Below are 18,268 nucleotides of genomic sequence, written 5' to 3' on the forward strand. Positions count from 1 at the left end.
TAGCAGCCGAGGCAGAAAACCGCTCATCCGTTCACTCGGTCGGGTCGATCGCGTTGGCTTGGCTGATGGTGCGGTAGCCAGCGCCTTGCGGCAGCAGCACGTAACTGTAGGAGCGACCCTTCTTCAAGAACATCTCGTCGAAGGTCGCGACACTCTGGTCACCGACATAGGCGGCGAAGGCGATCTTGAACTCGTTGACCATGCGTCCGCCGGTCTGCGCCTTGTCGATCGCTTCGACCACCACGTGCTTGCCGTCCACGGTCTTCAATGCCGCACTACTGTCGGTCAGGTTGTAGAACGCCAGTTGGGCTTTTTTCGGTTCGTTGACATAGCTGTCCTTGAGCAGCGTCAACTGGCCGTCGGCATAGAGCAGGGTAGTGGCGGTATTGGCTTGCAGGTCGGGCTCCAGGGACTTGCCGTCGATCAGCAGCCTGGTCTTGCCGGGCGGGGTGAAACGATAGCTGCCGAGCTGGGCGGGGCCGACTTTCTGCGGGGTCTTCTTGCCGCTGAGACTGACCTCGACCACCGCGTCGCTCAGGTTGAGCACGCGGATGAACGCCGAGTCGGCTGGCGCGACCGCATCGTAGAGGTCGGCGGCGTTCTCCTTGGCTTGGCTGCTGGTCGCGGCCAGTAAGGTCAGTAGGCACATCAGCCGGCGGGCAAAGGTCTGCATGGGGAAGCTCCTGGTGGCTAGAAATGTTGTGGTTGAGCGGCTTGCCAGCTCTTTTCGCCGGCCTGCTGAGCCAGCACGGTGCGAACCGGGAACTCCCAGATCACGGTATGGATGCTGTCGCTGTCGAACAGGTCGCTGGCGGTAAATTCGCTCATCGCCTGGAACGGCCCGCGGGCCTCTACGGCAACGCTGACCAGGTCGTTCTGCAGGGCTTCCTTGAGAAAGCCGAGGAAGTTCCAGTCTTCGATCTTGGTGTAGCTGGAACCCACCACGGCAATCGACTGGCCGCTATCGCCGAACAGGTTGTCTTCGCTGACGGTCTGCGCCGCGTTGAGCGTCTCGTAGAGCGGGATAATCGCCGGACGGTAAGGCCGGGGCGCCAGGCGCTGGTCGAACAGGATGTAGTTCATCAAGTCGCCCTTGAGGCTTTTCTCGTCCGCTATATGGGAGGCATAGGGGATGGTGCCCCGCAGTTGCGGGTTCTGCCGCGCTACTTCCTGAGCGGCCAGATTGGCGCCGAAGGGACTCCAGTGGGTGTCGGTTTTGAGAAACAGCCGTGAGCTGTCGCGCTGGTTGAGGAAGGCGTCGCGCAGGCTGGTGACCTGGATCTGCCGGTGCTGCAGGGCTTGGCTGAAGCGTTGGTAGAGGTCGATCGCCTGCGGGTTGGGGTGCTGCCGGGCATGTTGCGCATAGATATCCAGCTTCATCGGCACCGGCAGCATGATCAGGCGTTTGCCGTGCTGCTGTAGCTGGGCCTGCACCTTGGCGATCTGCTCGACCTGTTGCTGCAGATTGGCGCTCAGGTCATTGGGCACCAGATACTCCTGGCTGGTGTAGAGCCAGCCGTCGTTGCCCAGCACCACGCCTTGCGCGCCTTCGTTGAACAGCAGGTATTGGGCGCTGGCCCAGAGCTTGACCGCCGGGTCGCGGATGAACAGCTGCTTGTCGTAGCTCTGCTCGAATTTGCGCAGCAGCTTGCCGTCGAGGAACAGCTCAAGGGACTGCGCCTGGGTCTGCGACTTGGAGAAGTCATAAACCGAAGGCAGCGAGTAGATGAACATCACCACTAGCAGCGCGCAGAAGGCGATGCCGTTTATCTTGCTCGCCGAACTCATCACCGGAAACATGGCGGCACCTCAGAACTGGAAGTACAAGAAGGGAGAGAAGGAATTGGCCGCCAGGCGGCTGATGGCCAGCGCGAAGCCCGCCCACAGCAGCAGGGCACTGAAGCCGCCGACGTGCTGCATGAAGTACTGTTCCTTGTTGCCGGCGTAGTAACGGCTGTTGATGGCGCCGGCGATGACCAGCCAGGCGACAGCCACCAGGGCGAAGGAAATGGTCATCGCCGACGTGCCGAACAGGTAGAGATCGAGGGTGCCGATGCCGTTCATGCCGAGCATCGCCGCATAGATACCCAGGCTGTGTTGAAGGTCGCCGGTGAAGAACAGCGGCATGCACGACAGAATCAGCAGCACGGTGCGCAGGTTGCGCAGTGGTCGGTAGGGCGTGGTGATCTTGGTCGCCAGGCCAAGCTTGCGTTCGATGACCATGGCCACGCCGAAGAACAAGCCCCAGAGGATGAAGGCGAAGCTGGCGCCATGCCAGAGGCCGGACAGCAGCATGGTGTAGACCAGCGCCACCAGCATGCCGGCCATGCGTTTGCGCACCATGGGCATATAGACATAGTCGCGCAGGAAATCCGCCAGGGTCATGTGCCAGCGCTGCCAGAACTCGGTGACGCTCTGCGCCAGGTAGGGCTGGTTGAAGTTTTCGGCGAAGCGAAAGCCCATCATCATGCCCAGGCCGATGGCCATGTCGCTGTAGCCGGAGAAGTCGAAGTACAGCTGCAGCGTCGAAATGAACAGGCCGAACCAGGCGTCGACCAGTTGCGGTGACCCTTCGCCGACGAACAACGTGTTCATCGGCGCCAGGGAGTCGGCGATCAGCACTTTCTTGATGAAGCCGAGCATGAACCGGCAGGCCCCCAGGGAGAACAGCTCCAGGGAATGCGTACGCTGCTTGAGCTGCTTGTCGATCAGGCTGTAACGCAGGATCGGTCCGGCGATCAGTTGCGGAAACAGGGCAATGTAGGCCGCAAAGTCGACGAAACGGGTAGTCGGTTCGGCATTGCGCCGATAAATGTCGACGATGTAGCTCAGCGCCTGGAAGACGAAGAAGGAAATTCCCAGCGGCAGGATGATGTGTTCCAGGGTGAAGGTATCGATGCCCAGCGGCTGCAATGCCGCGGCGATCACTTCGACTCCGAAGTTGGCGTACTTGAAGTAACCCAGGGTCGACAGGTTGCCGACCACGCCTACACACAGCAGGCGGAAGGCCATGGTCTTGTCGCCGACATCCATGCGCGCCTTGATCCTGATGCCGAACCAATAGTTCCAGTACGAGATGGCGACGAACAGCAGGAGAAAGTCCGGGCGCCACCAGGCGTAGAACAGGTAGCTGCCGAGCACTATCACGTAGGACCGCCACTGGTCTTTGACTGCGTAATAACTGAGCAGGAAGACCGGCAGGAACAGGAACAGGAAGATGTTCGAGGTGAAGACCATGGGGTTTCGCCTGTCAGTAATGCATCACGATACCCAGCGTGAGCTGGTAGTCATCGCCACTGGCGACCGCATCACCAGCGCGGAAGTAGCTGGCGCTGAGCAAGGTATTCAGGTCGAGATGCTTGCCCTGGTGAGCGATGGGAAACATCTTCCAGTAGTAATTCACGTCGAGCACCTGGCCCACCGAGCTGCTGCCGTTGTGGCTGCCGTTGGCAATATTCGCCTGGCGCGTGCGGCTCTGCTCGCGATCGACGCGTAGCGGCAGGTCGCCCGTGTCGTCGCGCAAGTAGAGATCGCTGAGGCGAAAGTCCAGGGAGCTGCGCGGGGTCGGCTGGGTCTCCAGGGTGACTCCGTAGTACTTCAGGTTGCGCACATTGACGTTGATGAACGAGCTGACCAGGCGGGTGCTGTAGCGCTCCAGCTCGACCACTCGATCGGACTGGATGCGGTTCAGGTAGAAACCGTCATTGGCGTCGTCCGGCTTATCGGTGATACCGCCGCGCAGGGCCAGACGCGGGGTCCAGGGCAAGTCGTTGAAGCGCTTGCCGACTTCGCCGAGTACCGCCCAGCCACGGCTATGGCCCTCGTCGCGAACGCTATTGCTGTCGATGCTTTCGACTGTGCCGTCGAGTGTCGCCAGCTCCAGGTGGTAGTCGCTCAGCGGCCGCAGGTCGAGGTTCTGGCCGTCGAAGAACAGCCCGGCGCGCAGGCCCGTGAAGTCCTGGCGGTCGGCGGGATTCTGATCCGAGTGATCGTTTTCGTAGAGCATGCGTACGCCGACACTATTGTGCGGGTTCCAGCGCCAGGCGTATTCGCCCATGGCGTAGAAGATGTCCTCGTCGGTGTCGTCGAGGTCGTTGACGTCGGTGTTGTAGTAATAGAATTTCTGGCCCATCGCCAGAAAACCGCTGGAGAAGCTGTCCTGGTAGTTGAAACGCACGGATTCAAAGGTGTCGTCCCACCAGATGCCGTAGCGGTCGAAGAAACTTTGTCGGCCCAGGGTCACCGAGTAGCGGGGGTCGTCCCACAATAGGTTGCGGCGTACATAGAGTTCGCGCAGCTCGGAATAGAAGTACTCCGGTCGTTCACGCTCGGGACCCGATTGCGGGTTGTTTTCCTGCAGCGCGGTAGAGGCCTGGCTGGTGTCATAGTTGATCCAGGCCCGGCCGAATACCTGCCATTGAGCCCAGCGCTTTTCCGGCGAGTACCAGTGAAACGAGGGTTCATAGCGGTAGCTCTGGAAGCTCTCGCGGCGGTTGCCGATCGTCGAGTCCTGAGGGCCGTAGCCGGTTTGCAGGGTCAGCTTGTGGAAGACCTCGGAGGTGATTACCTCGTCATCGAAGGCCCGCGTAAGCGCGGGTTCGTCTGCAGCCCAGGTCGATGAGGTCAGCAGTGCGAGCAGGGCAGCGCTGAACCTGAGCGCATTAAAAGTGTTCATTGATACACGTCCTTGAGCAGTTTGGCCTGGGCGAGCAGCGCTTGCTCGATGTCGCGCTTGGGCATGCGCCTCTCCAGTTCCTTGAGCAGGTTGTGGGCGCGGGAGTCGCCGTACTCCACCGCGACCCTGGCATAGGTGTAGGCCTTTACCGCGTCGTAACAGATGGCGCGCGCGCTGGAGTAAACCGAAGCCATGCGGTAATACGCCGTCGATGAACCGCCTGCGGCCATTTCCTGGTAGATCGACAGCGCTTTCTGCTGGTCGGGCTCGTCCAGGCCGCCATGGCTGTATAGATCGCCAAGCAGCATGCGCGCGTCGCGGTAGTTGGCGGCGATCAGTTCCTCGATCAGCGCCTGGGCCTTGAACGGATCGAGGGTCGGCCAACTGGTCACCAGGTGCAGGGAGACGCGCAGGGCTTTGGCACGCAATGGCTGGCTCTGCCCGATGCGCTCGATCAGCGCGGCGGTGTCGCTGGCACTGTGCTCGGTGGGCGAGGAGGTCATGAAGTTGACCTTGGACACCATCGCCGGTACCCAGCCGCGTTCGACCGCGTTGTCCAGCCAGATCAGGGCGTCGCCGCGCAGCGTCTTGGCTTCTGCTTCGACCGTGCTCTTGACCTGTTCGATGGCTAGCTTTTGTGTGTCCTGCTCGGCTGGCGGTAGCCGATCCAGTGCGGCTTTAGTCGGCTCGACCGGGTAGCGCAGGCCCACACTGCGCTCCGCGCTGATGCTGTCGAGCTGCGTGCCGATGCGGTGCACGATTTCGACCGGGATGTTGTCGAGACGTGCCACCAGGGTCTTGGCAAAGGCGGCGAACAGGGGATCCTGCTGTTCGCCGAGCACGGCGTAGTAGCGATCGACTGCCCTGACATCCGTCATCATTGCCCGTTCATACCAGGTTCTGGCTTGATCGATCTGGCCGAGCCGCTCGGCCAGAATCGCCCGGTAGAGGTCGCTGCTGCAGTCCACCAGGCAGGACCTGTCGTATAGCTCGATCAGTGACTGAGTCGCTTGCGGGGTGAAGAACTCGGGGTAGGCGACGAAGACTTCCAGGCTGGTGTTGAGGTTTTGCACATCACGGGTTTGCGCAAATCGCTGCAAGGCAGCCCGAAAGAAATCGCTATTTTCCAGGCGTAGACGTGGATTGCGATCCATCAGCCTGGCCATGGAGGCGAGCGCCACAATTTCGCCACGTCCATCGGCAAACGCGTTCTTGTAGAAGATTACCGCCTCGCGTGTTTGCGCCGGGTCTGTCGCCAATACGTTGGCCAGCAGGTGCTGGGATGCCAGGTCACCCTTTTCCGCCAGCAGGCGCAGGTCGCCCTCTACCGAAGCAGAGGGATCCTTGAATAGCGCATAGCGGATTTGCTGCAGACTTTGTCCGGCAATGGCTGATCCGCTGGCACTTGCAGCGAGCAGCACGGCGATTAGCCCGGCGGCATAAGGCGGTAAATGTTTCATCGATGCGCCTTTAGAACTGAGCGATCAGCGGCAGGCCGAGGAACAGTTCCACGGAGACCGGTTTCTGGTACGCCTCACGCGGCAAGGCGCGATCTGGCTTGATGCTCAGCACCAGGGTCTGGTTCAGCTCGTCCACTGCACTGGCCATGACTGTGCCGCCGACGGGCTCGTCGATGCCGAAGATCTGCATCTGCACCGAGCTGACCCGGGAGAGCTTGCTCATCTGCTCGAATGGCACCGTGGCCTTGATAAACAGGTCCTCGTCGCGCGGCAGCAGGTGTACCAGTGGTTGGTACTTGTAGGCGTAGCCATCGAGCGTCTTGGCGGGGAAGAACACATCGCAATCGCAAGGGCTGGCGATCACCGTCTCGATCAGGGCGCGGCCCATCAGCAGCTGCATGTCGCTCTGCGACAGGTTGGCCAGCGCCTGGATATCCGATGGCGTGGTGAAGGTGGCGGCCAGTTGGCTGGAGACGCTGGCCACCGGTTCACCCACCTTGACCTGGGCCTGGCCTGGTTGCAGCAGGTACTTCACATAGCCGTTATCCGGCATGCTGACCACATAGGCATTGGCACTGACGATGGCTTGGCTGGCCGGGATGCGGAAGAACAACAGGTAGCTCTTGTAGAGAACCAGGCTCAAGGCTGCCAGACCCACTGCGAGGAACAGCAGGGTGCCCAGCGCGGCCTTCAGGCGCTCGCCCGGGGTGCGCGCGCTGGCGTGCTTGGTCTTGCGCTCCTTGATGTAGTTCTCACGCTGCATCACGTTGAACAGGCCGTTGATGTCGGCGATCTCGCCGGACATGTAGGCCGCGATGATATAGCGCAGGATGTCGCGCTTCTGGCTATCCAGTTCGACGAACTCGGCGCCGACCTCCCGGCCGCGTTGCGAGACGATCTTCACCTTGGCGTCGATGTTCAGGTCGATCTTGCTCAGCTTGAGCCGGATCGAGGCGCTGAACAGGCCGCCGAGCTTCAGCGGCTGGTCATACAGCAGACCCATTCCGCCGAGGGAGATGTCCTGGATATCGCATTCGAGGCCGTTCAGGCCATGGCCACTGAGGATGACCTTGGCCGGTATTTTGGTGCGGACGAACTGACGCTCGTCGATGGCCTCGTGGACAACTTTTGCCGCTAAGACAGAGGTGCTACTCATAGCATTCGCGCCTTTACTTTATGGTTGCGTGAGATCTAGCAGGACCGAAATGACCCCGAAGAAAATGGCAATGGAGGACAGCAGCATCGCCTTCGACGTCCATCGATTAAGGGCTGCATCGAAACTGACGCTGCCGTTGCTGAGCGTGGTTTTTTGCCGGGTCCAACTTTGCAGATCCATATGGAACATGGTGTAAACCTTCATCACCGAGCCGACGATCTGGTTGTAATAAAGAACGAAGGGGTAGATCGGGTCGACCGGATGCCGAGTGAAGAAAAACAGCAAAGTCACCAGCGTGCGCGATAGCAGGACCCAGAACAGATACAGCAGCAGGTATTGCATGCCGAACAGCAGACCGGCCACCACCGAGGCGCTCAAGCCCATCAGGCAGGTCCACATGGAGACACGCTGGTCATACAGCACGTACATGGTGAACAGCCCCAGGCGATCGAGTCCCAGCAATTTGGTGGCGCGGAAGTTCTGCCGCAGCGAGTTGCCATACCAGCGGTACATCAACTGACGGGTCGCGCGCAGGAAGCTGCTGTCGGGTGGATGCTCCACCGTCAGGGTGTGGCTGTCGGGCACGTAAAAGGTGTCCCAGCCGGCGCGCATCAAGCTGAGCCAAGAGGATTTGTCGTCGCCGGTGAGGAACTGGAAACGCCCCAGGCGCCAATGATCGAGGAAGTCGGCCTCGACGTCTCTAATGAACGCGGGATTGGTCATCACGCTGGCGCGGAAGAACGACAGGCGTCCGGTGAGGGTCAGCACACGCTGGGACAGGGCCATCGAGCACATGTTGATGTGCCGTTGGACGAAGCGCATGGTGTGCCACTCCTTCATCATCTTGCTGCCCTCCACCTCGCAGAACTCGTTGGTGGTGATGCCGCCGACGTTGGGTAGGTAGGCGAACATGCTCACGGCGCGCTCGACGCAGCCGGGCAGCATCATGGTGTCGCCGTCGACCACCCCGACCACTGAGTTTTCCGGGGGCATCTGCCGCGATAAGGCGCGGAAGGCATGGGCCAGGCCGTCGCGTTTGCCGGTGCCGCGAGCGCGCACGATGATCAGCTTGATGTCGTCACGCTCGCGCACTTCCTTGCGCATGATGTCTTTGATGAAGTTTTCGTCACCCTTCTCGACGATCGACGCGATCACCGTGCAGGGCACCGGCAGACGCTGGACTTCCTGAAATACCGACTGATAGACCTTGATGGTGGTGTGGGTGGGAATACGGAAGCTGGTCACCACCATGAACATATGTTCGGGCAATGCCGCCGTGCCCATGCGCTCGACGGCCTTGCGCATCCGCGGAAAGCGCCAGTGCAGGAAATACATGCCGCGCAGGTAGTGGATGATGGCGTTGCCGTAGCGCCACATGCCCAGTGCCCCGACCAGAAAAATGAACTTCTGGTGCGAAGGGTCCAGGTAGTTCGGGTCGACCATCTCGGAGGCGAGGGCGATCAAGGCGAACAGGCAGGCCCAGCCACAGAGCTTGGTGAAGACCGCTGAAGTCTCCAGCCTCTCAAATGCACTGACAAAATACCTGAGCATGCGTTGTGCTTCCTCCGTTGAAGCCGTCCTCTGCCGCCGAGCGGCCCCGGATCGGGTCCTTGAATTAGTTGAGAGTGGCGTCGGTGCGTCCGTAGACGTCGTCGAAGCGCTCGATATCGTCTTCACCCAGGTAGCTGCCGGACTGCACCTCGATGATTTCCAGAGGGATCTTTCCGGGGTTGGAGAGGCGGTGAACCGACCCAATAGGGATGTAGGTCGACTGGTTTTCCGAGAGCAGGAACGATTGCTCATCACAGGTCACGCGTGCAGTGCCTGTGACCACGATCCAGTGCTCGGCACGGTGATGGTGTTTCTGCAGAGACAGGCTGGCGCCGGGGTTGACTATGATCCGCTTGACCTGAAAGCGGTGACCACTGTCCACGGAGTCGTAGCTGCCCCAGGGGCGGTAGACCTGGCAGTGATTGTGGGCTTCAGGGCGACTCTGGGAGGTCAGGGTATTGACCAGTTGCTTGACCTCTTGCACGCGATCCTTGTGGGCAATCATTACTGCGTCCTTGGTCTCGACCACGACCACGTCGTCCAGGCCGACCAGGGTGACCAGCTTGCTCTGGCTATGTACCAGGCAGTTGTGGCTGTCATGCAGGACTACATCGCCGGAGTGACTGTTGCCATTGGCATCCTTGTCCTGGACGTCCCATAACGCCGACCAGGAGCCGACATCGTTCCAGCCGGCGGCGAGCGGCACTACGCAGGCGCGTGCGGTCTTTTCCATCACTGCGTAGTCGATCGAGTTGTCCGGGCAGCAAGCGAAGCTGTTCGGGTCGATACGCACGTAGTCCAGGTCGACCTCGCTGCGCTTCAGCGCCAGCATGCAGGTGTCATAGATATCGGGGTCGTGGCGCTGCAGTTCTTCGAGGTAGCGGCTGCAGCGGAACAGAAACATACCGCTGTTCCAGAAGTAGTCGCCTTGCTCGACGAATTCACTGGCAGTGGCATGGTCGGGCTTCTCGACGAAGCGCTCCACGGTCAGTACACCAGCCGGCAGTTCACTGTTGCTGCTTCCGGTCTTGATGTAGCCGTAGCCGGTTTCCGGGCGCTCGGCGGGCACGCCGAACAGCACCATCTCGCCTTGTTCGGCGGCCTGGCGTGCGACATCGAGGGCCGCATGGAAGACCTCGAGTTCCTCGATTACATGGTCTGCTGGCAGCACCAGTAACAGCTCGTCACGGCCCTCGGCGAGCAGGTGCATGGCGGCGATCGCCACCGCCGGCGCGGTGTTGCGCCCGAAGGGTTCGAGCAGGATCGTTTGCGCACTGCAGTCGATGGCGGCCAGCTGTTCACTGACGATGAAGCGGTGCTCTTCGTTGCACACCACCATGGGTTTGCCCATGCCCTCGAGTGCCAGGCGCTGCAAAGTCTGCTGAAACATCGTTGCCGTGCCGGTAAGGGCAAGGAACTGCTTGGGGTAGAGCTTGCGCGAGAGCGGCCAGAGTCGGGAACCGCTGCCACCGGACAAAATCAAGGGAATCATGCTGTCACTCCTTTGGGGCATGGATTTGCACCACGTTGGGCAGCGAAAATACAGGGCGTCTTGTTGTTAGCAGCGGTAGCCGGTCAGCCCGGATACCGCTTGATTGTTGCCGGGGGCGAGTGTCTTTCGCTTACCAGCAGATACCTTCCTTGGAGCCGCTGGTGCTGTGTTGCATGAAGCCAACCAGGTCGACGATCTGTTTGTCGTCGCCGGCATTCATCAGCACGTCGGCGAAGCGTGAGTCGCCGTTGCCGAGAATCAGCACGTCGGAAGTCGCGACCACATCCTCGAGCTCGCCGCATAGCAGCGAGGAGACGTGGGGGATCTTCGATTCGATGTATTCCTTGTTGGCGCCGAAGACCCGCGCATATTCGACGTTGCTGTCGAATATGCGCAGCTCATAACCCTTGCCGATCAGCATTTCTGCCAGCTCTACCAGCGGGCTCTCGCGCAGGTCGTCAGTGCCCGCCTTGAAACTCAGGCCCAGCAGGCCAACCTTGCGCTTGCCGTAGCTGGCGACCATATCGAAGGCGCGCTGCACCTGGACGCGATTGCTCGGCATGATCGAGCTCAGTAGCGGGTGTTCAACATCCATCTGGCCGGCGCGGTAGGTCAGTGCGCGAACATCTTTGGGCAGGCAGGAGCCGCCAAAGGCAAAGCCCGGGCGCAGGTAGTAGCGCGACAGGTTGAGCTTGTGGTCCTGACAGACCACGTCCATCACCTCACGGCCGTCGACGCCGCAGGCCTTGGCGATGTTGCCGATTTCGTTGGCAAAGCTGACTTTGGTGGCATGCCAGACGTTGCAGGTGTACTTGATCATCTCGGCGACTTCGATCGACTTGCGGATGATCGGTGCATCCAGTTCGCTGTACAGCTCCTGCAACAGGTCGCCCGATTGCACGTCCAGCTCGCCGATCACTGTCATGGCGGGGAAGTCGTAGTCGTTGATGGCAGTACTTTCGCGCAGGAACTCAGGGTTAGTCGCCACGCCAAAGTCGACGCCAGCGCGCTTACCGGAGGCGGCTTCGATCAACGGGATCACCACGTTCTTCACGGTGCCCGGTAGTACGGTGCTGCGTACCACAATGGTATGGCGCTCGCTTTTATCGCGCAGTGCGGTGCCGATCTGCGTGCAGACCTGTTCCATGTAACCGAGGTCGAGATCGCCGTTACGCTTGCTGGGTGTGCCTACGGCAATGAACGAGAGCTCGCTCGCCAGCACGGCGGCGGCGACGTCGGTAGTGCCATGCAGGCGTCCGGCCTTTACGCCTGCGTCCAGCAGTTCGGCCAGACCAGGTTCGACGATAGGCGATTTACCCTGATTGATCAGATCGATTTTGGGTTGCGAGACATCGACTCCGATGACTTCATGTCCGCGAGCAGACAGACAACCGGCACAGACGGCGCCCACATAACCCAGACCAAAAATACTGATTCTCATAAGGTCCCTCTCCAATAGTGTTCGATGACCGGCTAAGTCGCTTTGCACCAACTTCCCTGCGATTAATACAGGGCGCAGATTGCGCAATCGTTACAGTTGCTTCGATTGTTTTGGCTGCTGCCTTAATTAATTCAGCGCGGATCTTAAGTTGGCTGGCGAAGTGGTTCAAGCAAAACTTGAACCAAATTTGATTTTTGCACTCTGCCTTTTGTCGCAATAAAAAAGTGTATTAAAAACAAATACTTAAATAGCGCCCAATTTAAGGCGCCATTAATTTGATATATATATTTATGTAAAATTAATGACGCCAAAAAAATATCAATTCCTTGCACGGTTATATGTCATCTGCGCGCAGAGTTGCGCTCTGTTTGTGCATTTTGTGCCGTGCCTGACCTTGGCTGATGCGAGGCGCCGCGAGAGTGGGCTCTGGCGTGAGGGTGTGGGCGCGGCGTGGTTTCTTGGTACGAAAGTGCTGTTGTGGGTGGTGAGCGCTGCGTCTGATAGTTGGGCGTTGTAACTACTGCTCTGAATTAAATAGATTGATTGTGTAGTGGTGGTCGCGAAAATAAGGTTGTGTTGAATGTTTGTAGGGCGGTGGCCGCGCAATGCGGGAGTTAGTTGATGTTGCACTTTGTCGTGTGTGTTGCACTTCTGTTCTATTGCCGAGATGGGCAATCGGATTCAGCAGCAGGGTGTGTTCACGGGCAATTGATTCGCGCAAAAGCAGCAGAGTGCCGCCGCTGGGGTTGGGGCATAGATGGGATATAGAAGTGGCGTTGTTTAGAGCAGGGCTTTGGCTCATATGCTTGACAACTAAGGCCGTCACTTCTGCTCCAGGCGAGGGCGGTTATGCCGCAGTGCTCTGTCGGCCAGCCTTATATGGGTGACTACCGACGGGCGGTAGCAGGAGGCGCTGGCGCGCGTAAAGGGTTAAACTGCGCGCGATTTTTCTTCCTTCCCGGAGCCTTCCATGTCCCGCGTTACCCTGAGTCGCTATCTGATCGAGCAGACCCGTAGCCACAACACCCCTGCCGATTTGCGTTTCCTTATCGAGGTGGTGGCGCGTGCCTGCAAGGCGATCAGTCATCAGGTGTCCAAGGGCGCTCTGGGTGGCGTGCTCGGCAGCATGGAAACCGAGAACGTGCAGGGCGAGGTGCAGAAGAAACTCGACGTGCTGTCCAACGAAATTCTCCTGGAGGCCAACGAGTGGGGTGGTCACCTGGCCGGCATGGCTTCGGAAGAAATGGACAAGGCTTATCAGATTCCCGGTCGTTACCCGAAAGGTGCCTACCTGTTGGTGTTCGACCCGTTGGATGGCTCATCCAACATTGATGTCAACGTTTCGGTCGGTACCATTTTCTCGGTATTGCGTTGCCCGAACCGCAACGGCCAGAGCGGTGATCTCGGCGAAGAGGCCTTCCTTCAGCCGGGTACCGAGCAGGTCGCCGCCGGTTATGCGATCTACGGTCCGCAGACCATGTTGATCCTGACCTTGGGCAATGGCGTCAAGGGCTTCACCCTGGACCGCGAACTGGGCAGCTTCGTGCTGACCCATGACAACATGAGGGTGCCGGAGACCACTCAGGAATTCGCCATCAACATGTCCAACCAGCGCCACTGGGAGCCACCGGTCAAACGCTATGTCGAAGAGCTGCTGGCCGGCAAGACGGGCCCGCTGGGCAAGGACTACAACATGCGCTGGGTCGCGGCGATGGTCGCTGACGTGCACCGCATCCTGACGCGCGGCGGTCTGTTCATGTACCCGCGCGATTCCCGTGAGCCGGAGAAGCCCGGCAAGCTGCGCCTGATGTACGAGGCCAACCCGATGTCCTTCATCATCGAGCAGGCGGGTGGGGCGTCAACTAACGGCCTACAGCGCATTCTCGATATCCAGCCGACGTCTCTGCACCAGCGTGTGGCGGTATTCCTCGGCTCCAAGCAGGAAGTCGAGCGGGTCACCGCTTACCATCAGGAGTGAACCATGACGCAGCCTTGGCAACCGTTACTCGACTGGTGGTTCGGCGCCGCGACAACGGCGAGCGAAGTGGCTGCGACACGCAACAAACTCTGGTTCGGCAAGCAGGACAGCCAGGACAGCGAGGCGCAGGAGCGTTTCGCTGAACTGGTCGAGCAGGCGCTGGCCGGCGAGCTGGATGCCTGGCACGTGCACCCCGAAGGCTGGTTGGCCAATGTGCTGTTGCTCGACCAACTGCCACGAATGATCTTTCGCGAGAGTCCTCGGGCTTTCTCCGGCGATTTGCAGGCTCAAGCGCTGGTACGTGAGGGGCTGAGGTTTGGCTGGGATATACAGCTGACGCCGATTCAGCGGGTGTTCGTCTATATCGTCTTCGAGCATGCCGAAGACCTCGAGCAGCAGGAGCGGGCGCTGGCCTGCTTCGCTGAGCTGCATGAGCAGGCTGCGGCCGCTGAGCGTCAGCTGTTTGCCGGTTATCTGGACTACGCCGAACGTCACCAGCGGGTGATCGCGCGCTTTGCCCGTTTCCCTCATCGCAACAGCATTCTCGGCCGTGCTTCGACCCCCGACGAACAGGCGTTCTTGCGGGAACCCGGCTCAGGCTTCTGACGTCCAAGCGGGCAAGTCGTGGGGCGCTGTGTCAAGCTGCCCCTCATCTTCTATTCAGGAGCTGTACCATGTCGTTGAGTCATTTCGTATTGCTGTCGTGCTGTGTGTTGTTGGCTGCTTGCAGCAAGGTCAATCAGGAAAATTACGCCAAGCTCAAGCCGGGGATGACAAAGACCGAGGTCGAAGGCCTGCTCGGCGGCCCCAGCGAGTGCTCAGGCGCACTGGGTATCTCGAGTTGCACCTGGGGCGACGACAATAGCTTTATCAGCGTGCAATACGCCGGCGATCAAGTGCTGATGTTCTCCGGCAAGGGGCTGAAGTAAGGGGTCGGACGTGCGTCTGCTGCTCGCTTTACTCACTGCGGCAGTGCTGGCTGGCTGCGCCAACTCCGGCACCGGACCCGTGCCGCCAGAAACCGTCGAGCGGGTCGATCTAGAGCGTTACCAGGGCACCTGGTACGAGCTGGCACGCTTGCCGATGTTTTTTCAGCGCCACTGTGCGCAGTCCGAGGCGCGTTATGTCTTGCTCAGTAATGAGCAAGTTGAGGTAAGCAATCGGTGCCGCACGCGTGCCGGGCACTGGCAGCAAGCCAAGGGTGAGGCCGTGCCACAAGTGGCGGGTAAGACTGACAAGCTGTGGCTGCGCTTCGATAACTGGTTCAGCAGCCTGCTGCCGGGCGTGAGTCGGGGCCAATACTGGGTGCTCTATCTGGATGACGAGTATCAGACAGCGCTGGTGGGTCACCCGAATCGCGACTACTTGTGGCTGCTGGCACGTAGCCCGGAGGTCGCGCCGGCCCTGCGCGACAAACTGCTGGAGGTCGCGCGCAAGCAGGGCTACGACACCGCTCGGCTGATCTGGCGCACTCCGGATGTCGAGCTCCCGCAGTAAGTGCTCCGTTAACCGAGTAGCTGACTCGAGCGCGCCAATCGGTTGCCCCAGTGCCTGGGCGCCACCGGCCAGGCGGCGTCGTACAGACTTCGGCCTTGAGCCTTCTTTTGCCTGCGCGAGACTCAGTTGCCGCCGTTCGATCTGACTCGATCCGCTCGCAGGTGCCAACGCTCTTCGGCGGGCGTTTGCCCGACTTCAATTTTGACAGCAACAGCAACAGCAACAGCAGCTCTAGCGACGTGGCCGAGCGACTCCGCCCGGTCTGTGCCCAGGCGCAGGGCTACAGCCATGCGCTGAGCGGGCGCTTCAAAGGCGGCCACATCACCCGTCATTACGGCCAGCCGCAGCAGCACAGGCACGCCGTGCAGCTGGATTGGCCCAGTGCAACTACATGGACGAACAGCCGCCCCTCGATTACTGCGAGGACCTCGCCTAACCGACTCAGGCAGTCATCCGCCAGTTGCTCCGGGCGCTAGTCCGGGCTCTTTGGCTGCGCGCCGCAGCATCTGCAGGGCCACGCCACCCATTTGGGTGAGCGTCGCCCTGGGCAGTGCGCGATAACCTTCTACGCTTGCCCTACGGCAATCACAATAAGAAGGAGCAGCCATGACCCCCTCCCTGAAAACCCTGACCGCCGCTGTACTGCTCGCTGGCCTGCCGGCCGCGACCCACGCCATGCCCTACTCGCAATTGGTGATCTTCGGCGACTCGCTGAGCGACAGCGGCCAGTTCCCCGATATCGGCAGTCCGCTGTTGGGCGGCAACCCTACCGGAGGCCTGCGCTTCACCAACCGTACCGGCCCCGGCTTTTTGCCCAATAACACCGAGTACTACGACGCCGTGTCCACCCAGCGCCTGGCGGCCCTGCTCGGTCTGCAGGCCTTGCCCTCGACCCCGATCCTGCCGCAGGTGCTCACCGGTAACCCGGACGGGAGTAATTATGCGGTGGGCGGCTACCGCACCGATCAGATCCTCGCCTCGATCACCGCGCTCAACGGCTCGGTGGTGAATGCCGGCGGTGGCACCATTCGCACCCGCAATGGCTACCTGGTGGATGTACCGCGCGTCGATCCCAATGCCCTGTTCTACGTCAACGGTGGCGGCAACGATGTGCTGCAGTTTGTGGTCACTGACCAGGCCAGCGCCGCCGCTGCGGCGGCCGACCTGGTCGCCGGGGTCGCGGCGCTGCAAGCGGCGGGTGCGCGCACCATCATCGTGTCGGACTTGCCGGATGTTGGCCTGACCCCGGCCGGTTTCGCCTCGGGGTTCCGCGCGGCCTGGTCGAACGCCTCGGGATTGCTCAACGAGCAACTGGGCAACCAGCTCGCGGCCCTCGGCGGTAATGTCATCCGCCTGAATTTCCGCGGCCTGTTGAGCGAGGTGAAGGGCGACCTGGCGAGCTACGGCTTCGATCCGCTGGTCAGCCAGACCGATGTCTGCTTCAGCGGTGACAGCTGCCTGGCCGACCCGACCTGGGGCCTGGGCGGGCTCACGCCGAATCCCGACCGGCTGATGTTCAATGACGGCGTGCACCCCACCTCGGCGGTGCAGCAGATCAGCGCCGACTACATCTACTCGATTCTTGGCGCGCCGTGGCAGGTGTCGCTGCTGCCGGAAATGGCCATGGCCAGCCTCAACGCGCACCAGCAACAGCTGCGCAGCGAATGGCAGGCCGACCGCGGCGCCTGGCAGGCCGTGGGCCAGTGGCGCAGCTTCGTCGCCGCTAGCGGCCAACGCCAGCAGTTCCAGCGTGACCAGGCGGTGGCCGACGGCGACAGCACGGGCCTGGGCGTGAACCTGGGCAGCAGCTATCGCCTGAACGAGCAGTGGCGCCTGGGGCTGGCCTTGGGTCTGCAGGAGCAGGCGCTCGAGGCGGGCGAAGCCGACTCCGAGTACGACCTGCGCAGCTACTTGCTCAGTGCCTTCGCCCAATACCAGTACGGGCGAGTGTGGGCCGATAGCAGTATCAGCCTGGGCCATCTGGACTACAGCGACCTCAACCGGCAGTTCGCCCTGGGCATTGCCGAACGCAGCGAAAAAGCTGACACCGATGGTCAGTTGTGGGCCCTGTCCGGGCGCCTGGGCTATGACCTAGCCAATGCCGGCACGGGTTGGCGGGTCAGTCCGTTCATCAGCGCCGACTATGCCAAGGTCGACGTGGACGGCTATCGCGAGCGCGGCATGAGCGCCACCGCACTCAACTATGGCGACCAGCAACGCGACAGCAAGCGGTTGGGCCTGGGGTTGCAGATGAACTACCAGCTCGCCCCTGCGACCCAGGTGTTCGCCGAAATCGCCCGCGAGCGCGAGTTCGAGGACGACTCGCGTGACCTGCGTCTGGGCCTCAACTCGGTTGCCGGCAATCGCTTCGAGCTGCAGGGCCATACGCCTGCCAGTGGCCAGACCCTGGCCGGCGTGGGCATCAGCCATGCGCTGGCCGAGACCCTGCAACTGCGCGCGTCCTACCAGTTCCGCGGCACCGATGACCGCCAGCACGGCGTCAACCTGTCGCTCAACTGGGACTTGTAAGTCCGAGGCCACCTGCGCTTGAGGGCGCCGGTGGCCTCACTGCCAGTTCAGCCGCGCCAGTTTCCACTCGTCGCCCTCCAGCCACCACTCCAGTGCGACGCTGTAGTGCCGCGCGCTATCGGGGATCAGGCCTTCGGCGCCGGTCAGGGCGATCTGCGCCTCGCTGTGGCCTTTGTCGCGGTAGGTCGGGTCGATCTGACTGTGTTTGCTGAGTGCCAGCACCTTGATGTTCTGGTGGCGCAGGAACAGCAGGGTCATGGTGCGTTTGGCCCAGTCGCGCTCGTAAGTTTGCTGGGCGCTGAATTGCGGGTGCAGCTGCTGCAGTACCGCGCCGGTCTGTTTGTCTTCGAGATTGTCTTGCAGCTGTTGCACGGCGGCTTCCAGTGCGACTTGCAGATCTTCGCGGTCACTGCAGCCAGCCAACAGAGCAAAAAACATTATTAAAGGTAGGGCGAATTGCCGGACTGACATGCCGAATTCCTGATTCAT

The 18,268-nt window shown here is 60.9% G+C and carries 16 protein-coding genes and 2 pseudogenes; 6 read left to right on the plus strand and 12 right to left on the minus strand.

Annotated features, from left to right (window positions below):
• Positions 1 to 31 precede the first annotated feature (31 nt).
• The 10 genes from TMS3_RS05010 to TMS3_RS24965 form a co-directional block, all read right to left on the minus strand.
• On the minus strand, positions 32 to 673 hold the full coding sequence (locus TMS3_RS05010) for an alginate O-acetyltransferase AlgF (RefSeq protein WP_025164157.1): 642 nt from the start codon (positions 671 to 673) through the stop codon (positions 32 to 34).
• 17 nt (positions 674 to 690) lie between these two features.
• A complete protein-coding gene (locus TMS3_RS05015) occupies positions 691 to 1,800 on the minus strand; it encodes an alginate O-acetyltransferase (protein WP_025164158.1) in 1,110 nt (369 codons plus the stop codon).
• 9 nt (positions 1,801 to 1,809) lie between these two features.
• Positions 1,810 to 3,237: an MBOAT family O-acyltransferase gene (locus tag TMS3_RS05020; protein ID WP_025164159.1), complete on the minus strand. Its 1,428-nt coding sequence runs from the start codon at positions 3,235 to 3,237 to the stop codon at positions 1,810 to 1,812.
• A gap of 13 nt (positions 3,238 to 3,250) precedes the next feature.
• Entirely contained in the window at positions 3,251 to 4,675 is a 1,425-nt protein-coding gene (locus tag TMS3_RS05025; RefSeq protein WP_025164160.1) for an alginate export family protein, read from the minus strand.
• Positions 4,672 to 6,135: a tetratricopeptide repeat protein gene (locus TMS3_RS05030; protein ID WP_025164161.1), complete on the minus strand. Its 1,464-nt coding sequence runs from the start codon at positions 6,133 to 6,135 to the stop codon at positions 4,672 to 4,674. The genes TMS3_RS05025 and TMS3_RS05030 overlap by 4 nt, the downstream gene beginning before the upstream one ends.
• Positions 6,136 to 6,145: 10 nt before the next feature.
• On the minus strand, positions 6,146 to 7,291 hold the full coding sequence (locus TMS3_RS05035) for a PilZ domain-containing protein (protein ID WP_025164162.1): 1,146 nt from the start codon (positions 7,289 to 7,291) through the stop codon (positions 6,146 to 6,148).
• Positions 7,292 to 7,309: 18 nt separating this feature from the next.
• Positions 7,310 to 8,842: a glycosyltransferase gene (locus TMS3_RS05040; protein ID WP_025164163.1), complete on the minus strand. Its 1,533-nt coding sequence runs from the start codon at positions 8,840 to 8,842 to the stop codon at positions 7,310 to 7,312.
• A 64-nt stretch (positions 8,843 to 8,906) separates the two neighbouring features.
• Positions 8,907 to 10,334, minus strand: a complete 1,428-nt coding sequence (locus TMS3_RS05045; protein WP_025164164.1) for a mannose-1-phosphate guanylyltransferase/mannose-6-phosphate isomerase — start codon at positions 10,332 to 10,334, stop codon at positions 8,907 to 8,909.
• Positions 10,335 to 10,464: 130 nt separating this feature from the next.
• Entirely contained in the window at positions 10,465 to 11,775 is a 1,311-nt protein-coding gene (locus tag TMS3_RS05050; RefSeq protein ID WP_025164165.1) for a nucleotide sugar dehydrogenase, read from the minus strand.
• Between the two features lie 517 nt (positions 11,776 to 12,292).
• A complete protein-coding gene (locus TMS3_RS24965) occupies positions 12,293 to 12,601 on the minus strand; it encodes a hypothetical protein (protein WP_152985472.1) in 309 nt (102 codons plus the stop codon).
• A gap of 144 nt (positions 12,602 to 12,745) precedes the next feature.
• On the opposite strand from TMS3_RS24965, the gene TMS3_RS05055 reads away from it, so the two are divergent.
• The 4 genes from TMS3_RS05055 (at position 12,746) to TMS3_RS05070 (ending at position 15,250) form a co-directional block, all read left to right on the plus strand.
• Positions 12,746 to 13,753: a class 1 fructose-bisphosphatase gene (locus TMS3_RS05055; protein WP_025164166.1), complete on the plus strand. Its 1,008-nt coding sequence runs from the start codon at positions 12,746 to 12,748 to the stop codon at positions 13,751 to 13,753.
• A 3-nt stretch (positions 13,754 to 13,756) separates the two neighbouring features.
• Complete coding sequence (locus TMS3_RS05060; RefSeq protein WP_025164167.1) at positions 13,757 to 14,359, plus strand: DUF924 family protein; 603 nt, start codon at positions 13,757 to 13,759, stop codon at positions 14,357 to 14,359.
• A 68-nt stretch (positions 14,360 to 14,427) separates the two neighbouring features.
• Complete coding sequence (gene bamE / locus TMS3_RS05065) at positions 14,428 to 14,682, plus strand: outer membrane protein assembly factor BamE domain-containing protein (RefSeq protein ID WP_025164168.1); 255 nt, start codon at positions 14,428 to 14,430, stop codon at positions 14,680 to 14,682.
• 10 nt (positions 14,683 to 14,692) lie between these two features.
• Entirely contained in the window at positions 14,693 to 15,250 is a 558-nt protein-coding gene (locus tag TMS3_RS05070) for a lipocalin family protein (RefSeq protein WP_025164169.1), read from the plus strand.
• Positions 15,251 to 15,262: 12 nt separating this feature from the next.
• Here the strand turns inward: TMS3_RS05070 and TMS3_RS25890 are convergent.
• Positions 15,263 to 15,345: pseudogene (locus tag TMS3_RS25890) on the minus strand (hypothetical protein); the annotation flags it as partial.
• 51 nt (positions 15,346 to 15,396) lie between these two features.
• Here TMS3_RS25890 and TMS3_RS24515 point away from each other — a divergent pair.
• Positions 15,397 to 15,683 (plus strand): annotated as a pseudogene (locus TMS3_RS24515) (N-formylglutamate amidohydrolase); the annotation flags it as partial.
• A gap of 173 nt (positions 15,684 to 15,856) precedes the next feature.
• Positions 15,857 to 17,779: an autotransporter domain-containing SGNH/GDSL hydrolase family protein gene (locus tag TMS3_RS05075; RefSeq protein WP_025164170.1), complete on the plus strand. Its 1,923-nt coding sequence runs from the start codon at positions 15,857 to 15,859 to the stop codon at positions 17,777 to 17,779.
• Positions 17,780 to 17,815: 36 nt separating this feature from the next.
• Here the strand turns inward: TMS3_RS05075 and TMS3_RS05080 are convergent, their stop codons facing one another.
• Positions 17,816 to 18,250, minus strand: coding sequence for a hypothetical protein (locus TMS3_RS05080; protein ID WP_025164171.1), 435 nt, complete (start codon positions 18,248 to 18,250; stop codon positions 17,816 to 17,818).
• Positions 18,251 to 18,268: the final 18 nt, after the last annotated feature.

The sequence above is a fragment of the Pseudomonas taeanensis MS-3 genome (assembly GCF_000498575.2).
Taxonomy (GTDB): domain Bacteria; phylum Pseudomonadota; class Gammaproteobacteria; order Pseudomonadales; family Pseudomonadaceae; genus Aquipseudomonas; species Aquipseudomonas taeanensis.

Coding starts and splice junctions, on each gene's coding strand:
- TMS3_RS05060 (WP_025164167.1), top strand. CDS start 13,757: ATGACGCAGCCTTGGCAACCGTTACTCGACTGGTGGTTCGGCGCCGCG.
- TMS3_RS05025 (WP_025164160.1), bottom strand. CDS start 4,675: ATGAACACTTTTAATGCGCTCAGGTTCAGCGCTGCCCTGCTCGCACTG.
- TMS3_RS05055 (WP_025164166.1), top strand. CDS start 12,746: ATGTCCCGCGTTACCCTGAGTCGCTATCTGATCGAGCAGACCCGTAGC.
- TMS3_RS05010 (WP_025164157.1), bottom strand. CDS start 673: ATGCAGACCTTTGCCCGCCGGCTGATGTGCCTACTGACCTTACTGGCC.
- TMS3_RS05020 (WP_025164159.1), bottom strand. CDS start 3,237: ATGGTCTTCACCTCGAACATCTTCCTGTTCCTGTTCCTGCCGGTCTTC.
- TMS3_RS05050 (WP_025164165.1), bottom strand. CDS start 11,775: ATGAGAATCAGTATTTTTGGTCTGGGTTATGTGGGCGCCGTCTGTGCC.
- TMS3_RS05080 (WP_025164171.1), bottom strand. CDS start 18,250: ATGTCAGTCCGGCAATTCGCCCTACCTTTAATAATGTTTTTTGCTCTG.
- TMS3_RS05045 (WP_025164164.1), bottom strand. CDS start 10,334: ATGATTCCCTTGATTTTGTCCGGTGGCAGCGGTTCCCGACTCTGGCCG.
- TMS3_RS05040 (WP_025164163.1), bottom strand. CDS start 8,842: ATGCTCAGGTATTTTGTCAGTGCATTTGAGAGGCTGGAGACTTCAGCG.
- TMS3_RS05075 (WP_025164170.1), top strand. CDS start 15,857: ATGACCCCCTCCCTGAAAACCCTGACCGCCGCTGTACTGCTCGCTGGC.
- TMS3_RS05035 (WP_025164162.1), bottom strand. CDS start 7,291: ATGAGTAGCACCTCTGTCTTAGCGGCAAAAGTTGTCCACGAGGCCATC.
- TMS3_RS05030 (WP_025164161.1), bottom strand. CDS start 6,135: ATGAAACATTTACCGCCTTATGCCGCCGGGCTAATCGCCGTGCTGCTC.
- TMS3_RS05015 (WP_025164158.1), bottom strand. CDS start 1,800: ATGTTTCCGGTGATGAGTTCGGCGAGCAAGATAAACGGCATCGCCTTC.
- bamE (WP_025164168.1), top strand. CDS start 14,428: ATGTCGTTGAGTCATTTCGTATTGCTGTCGTGCTGTGTGTTGTTGGCT.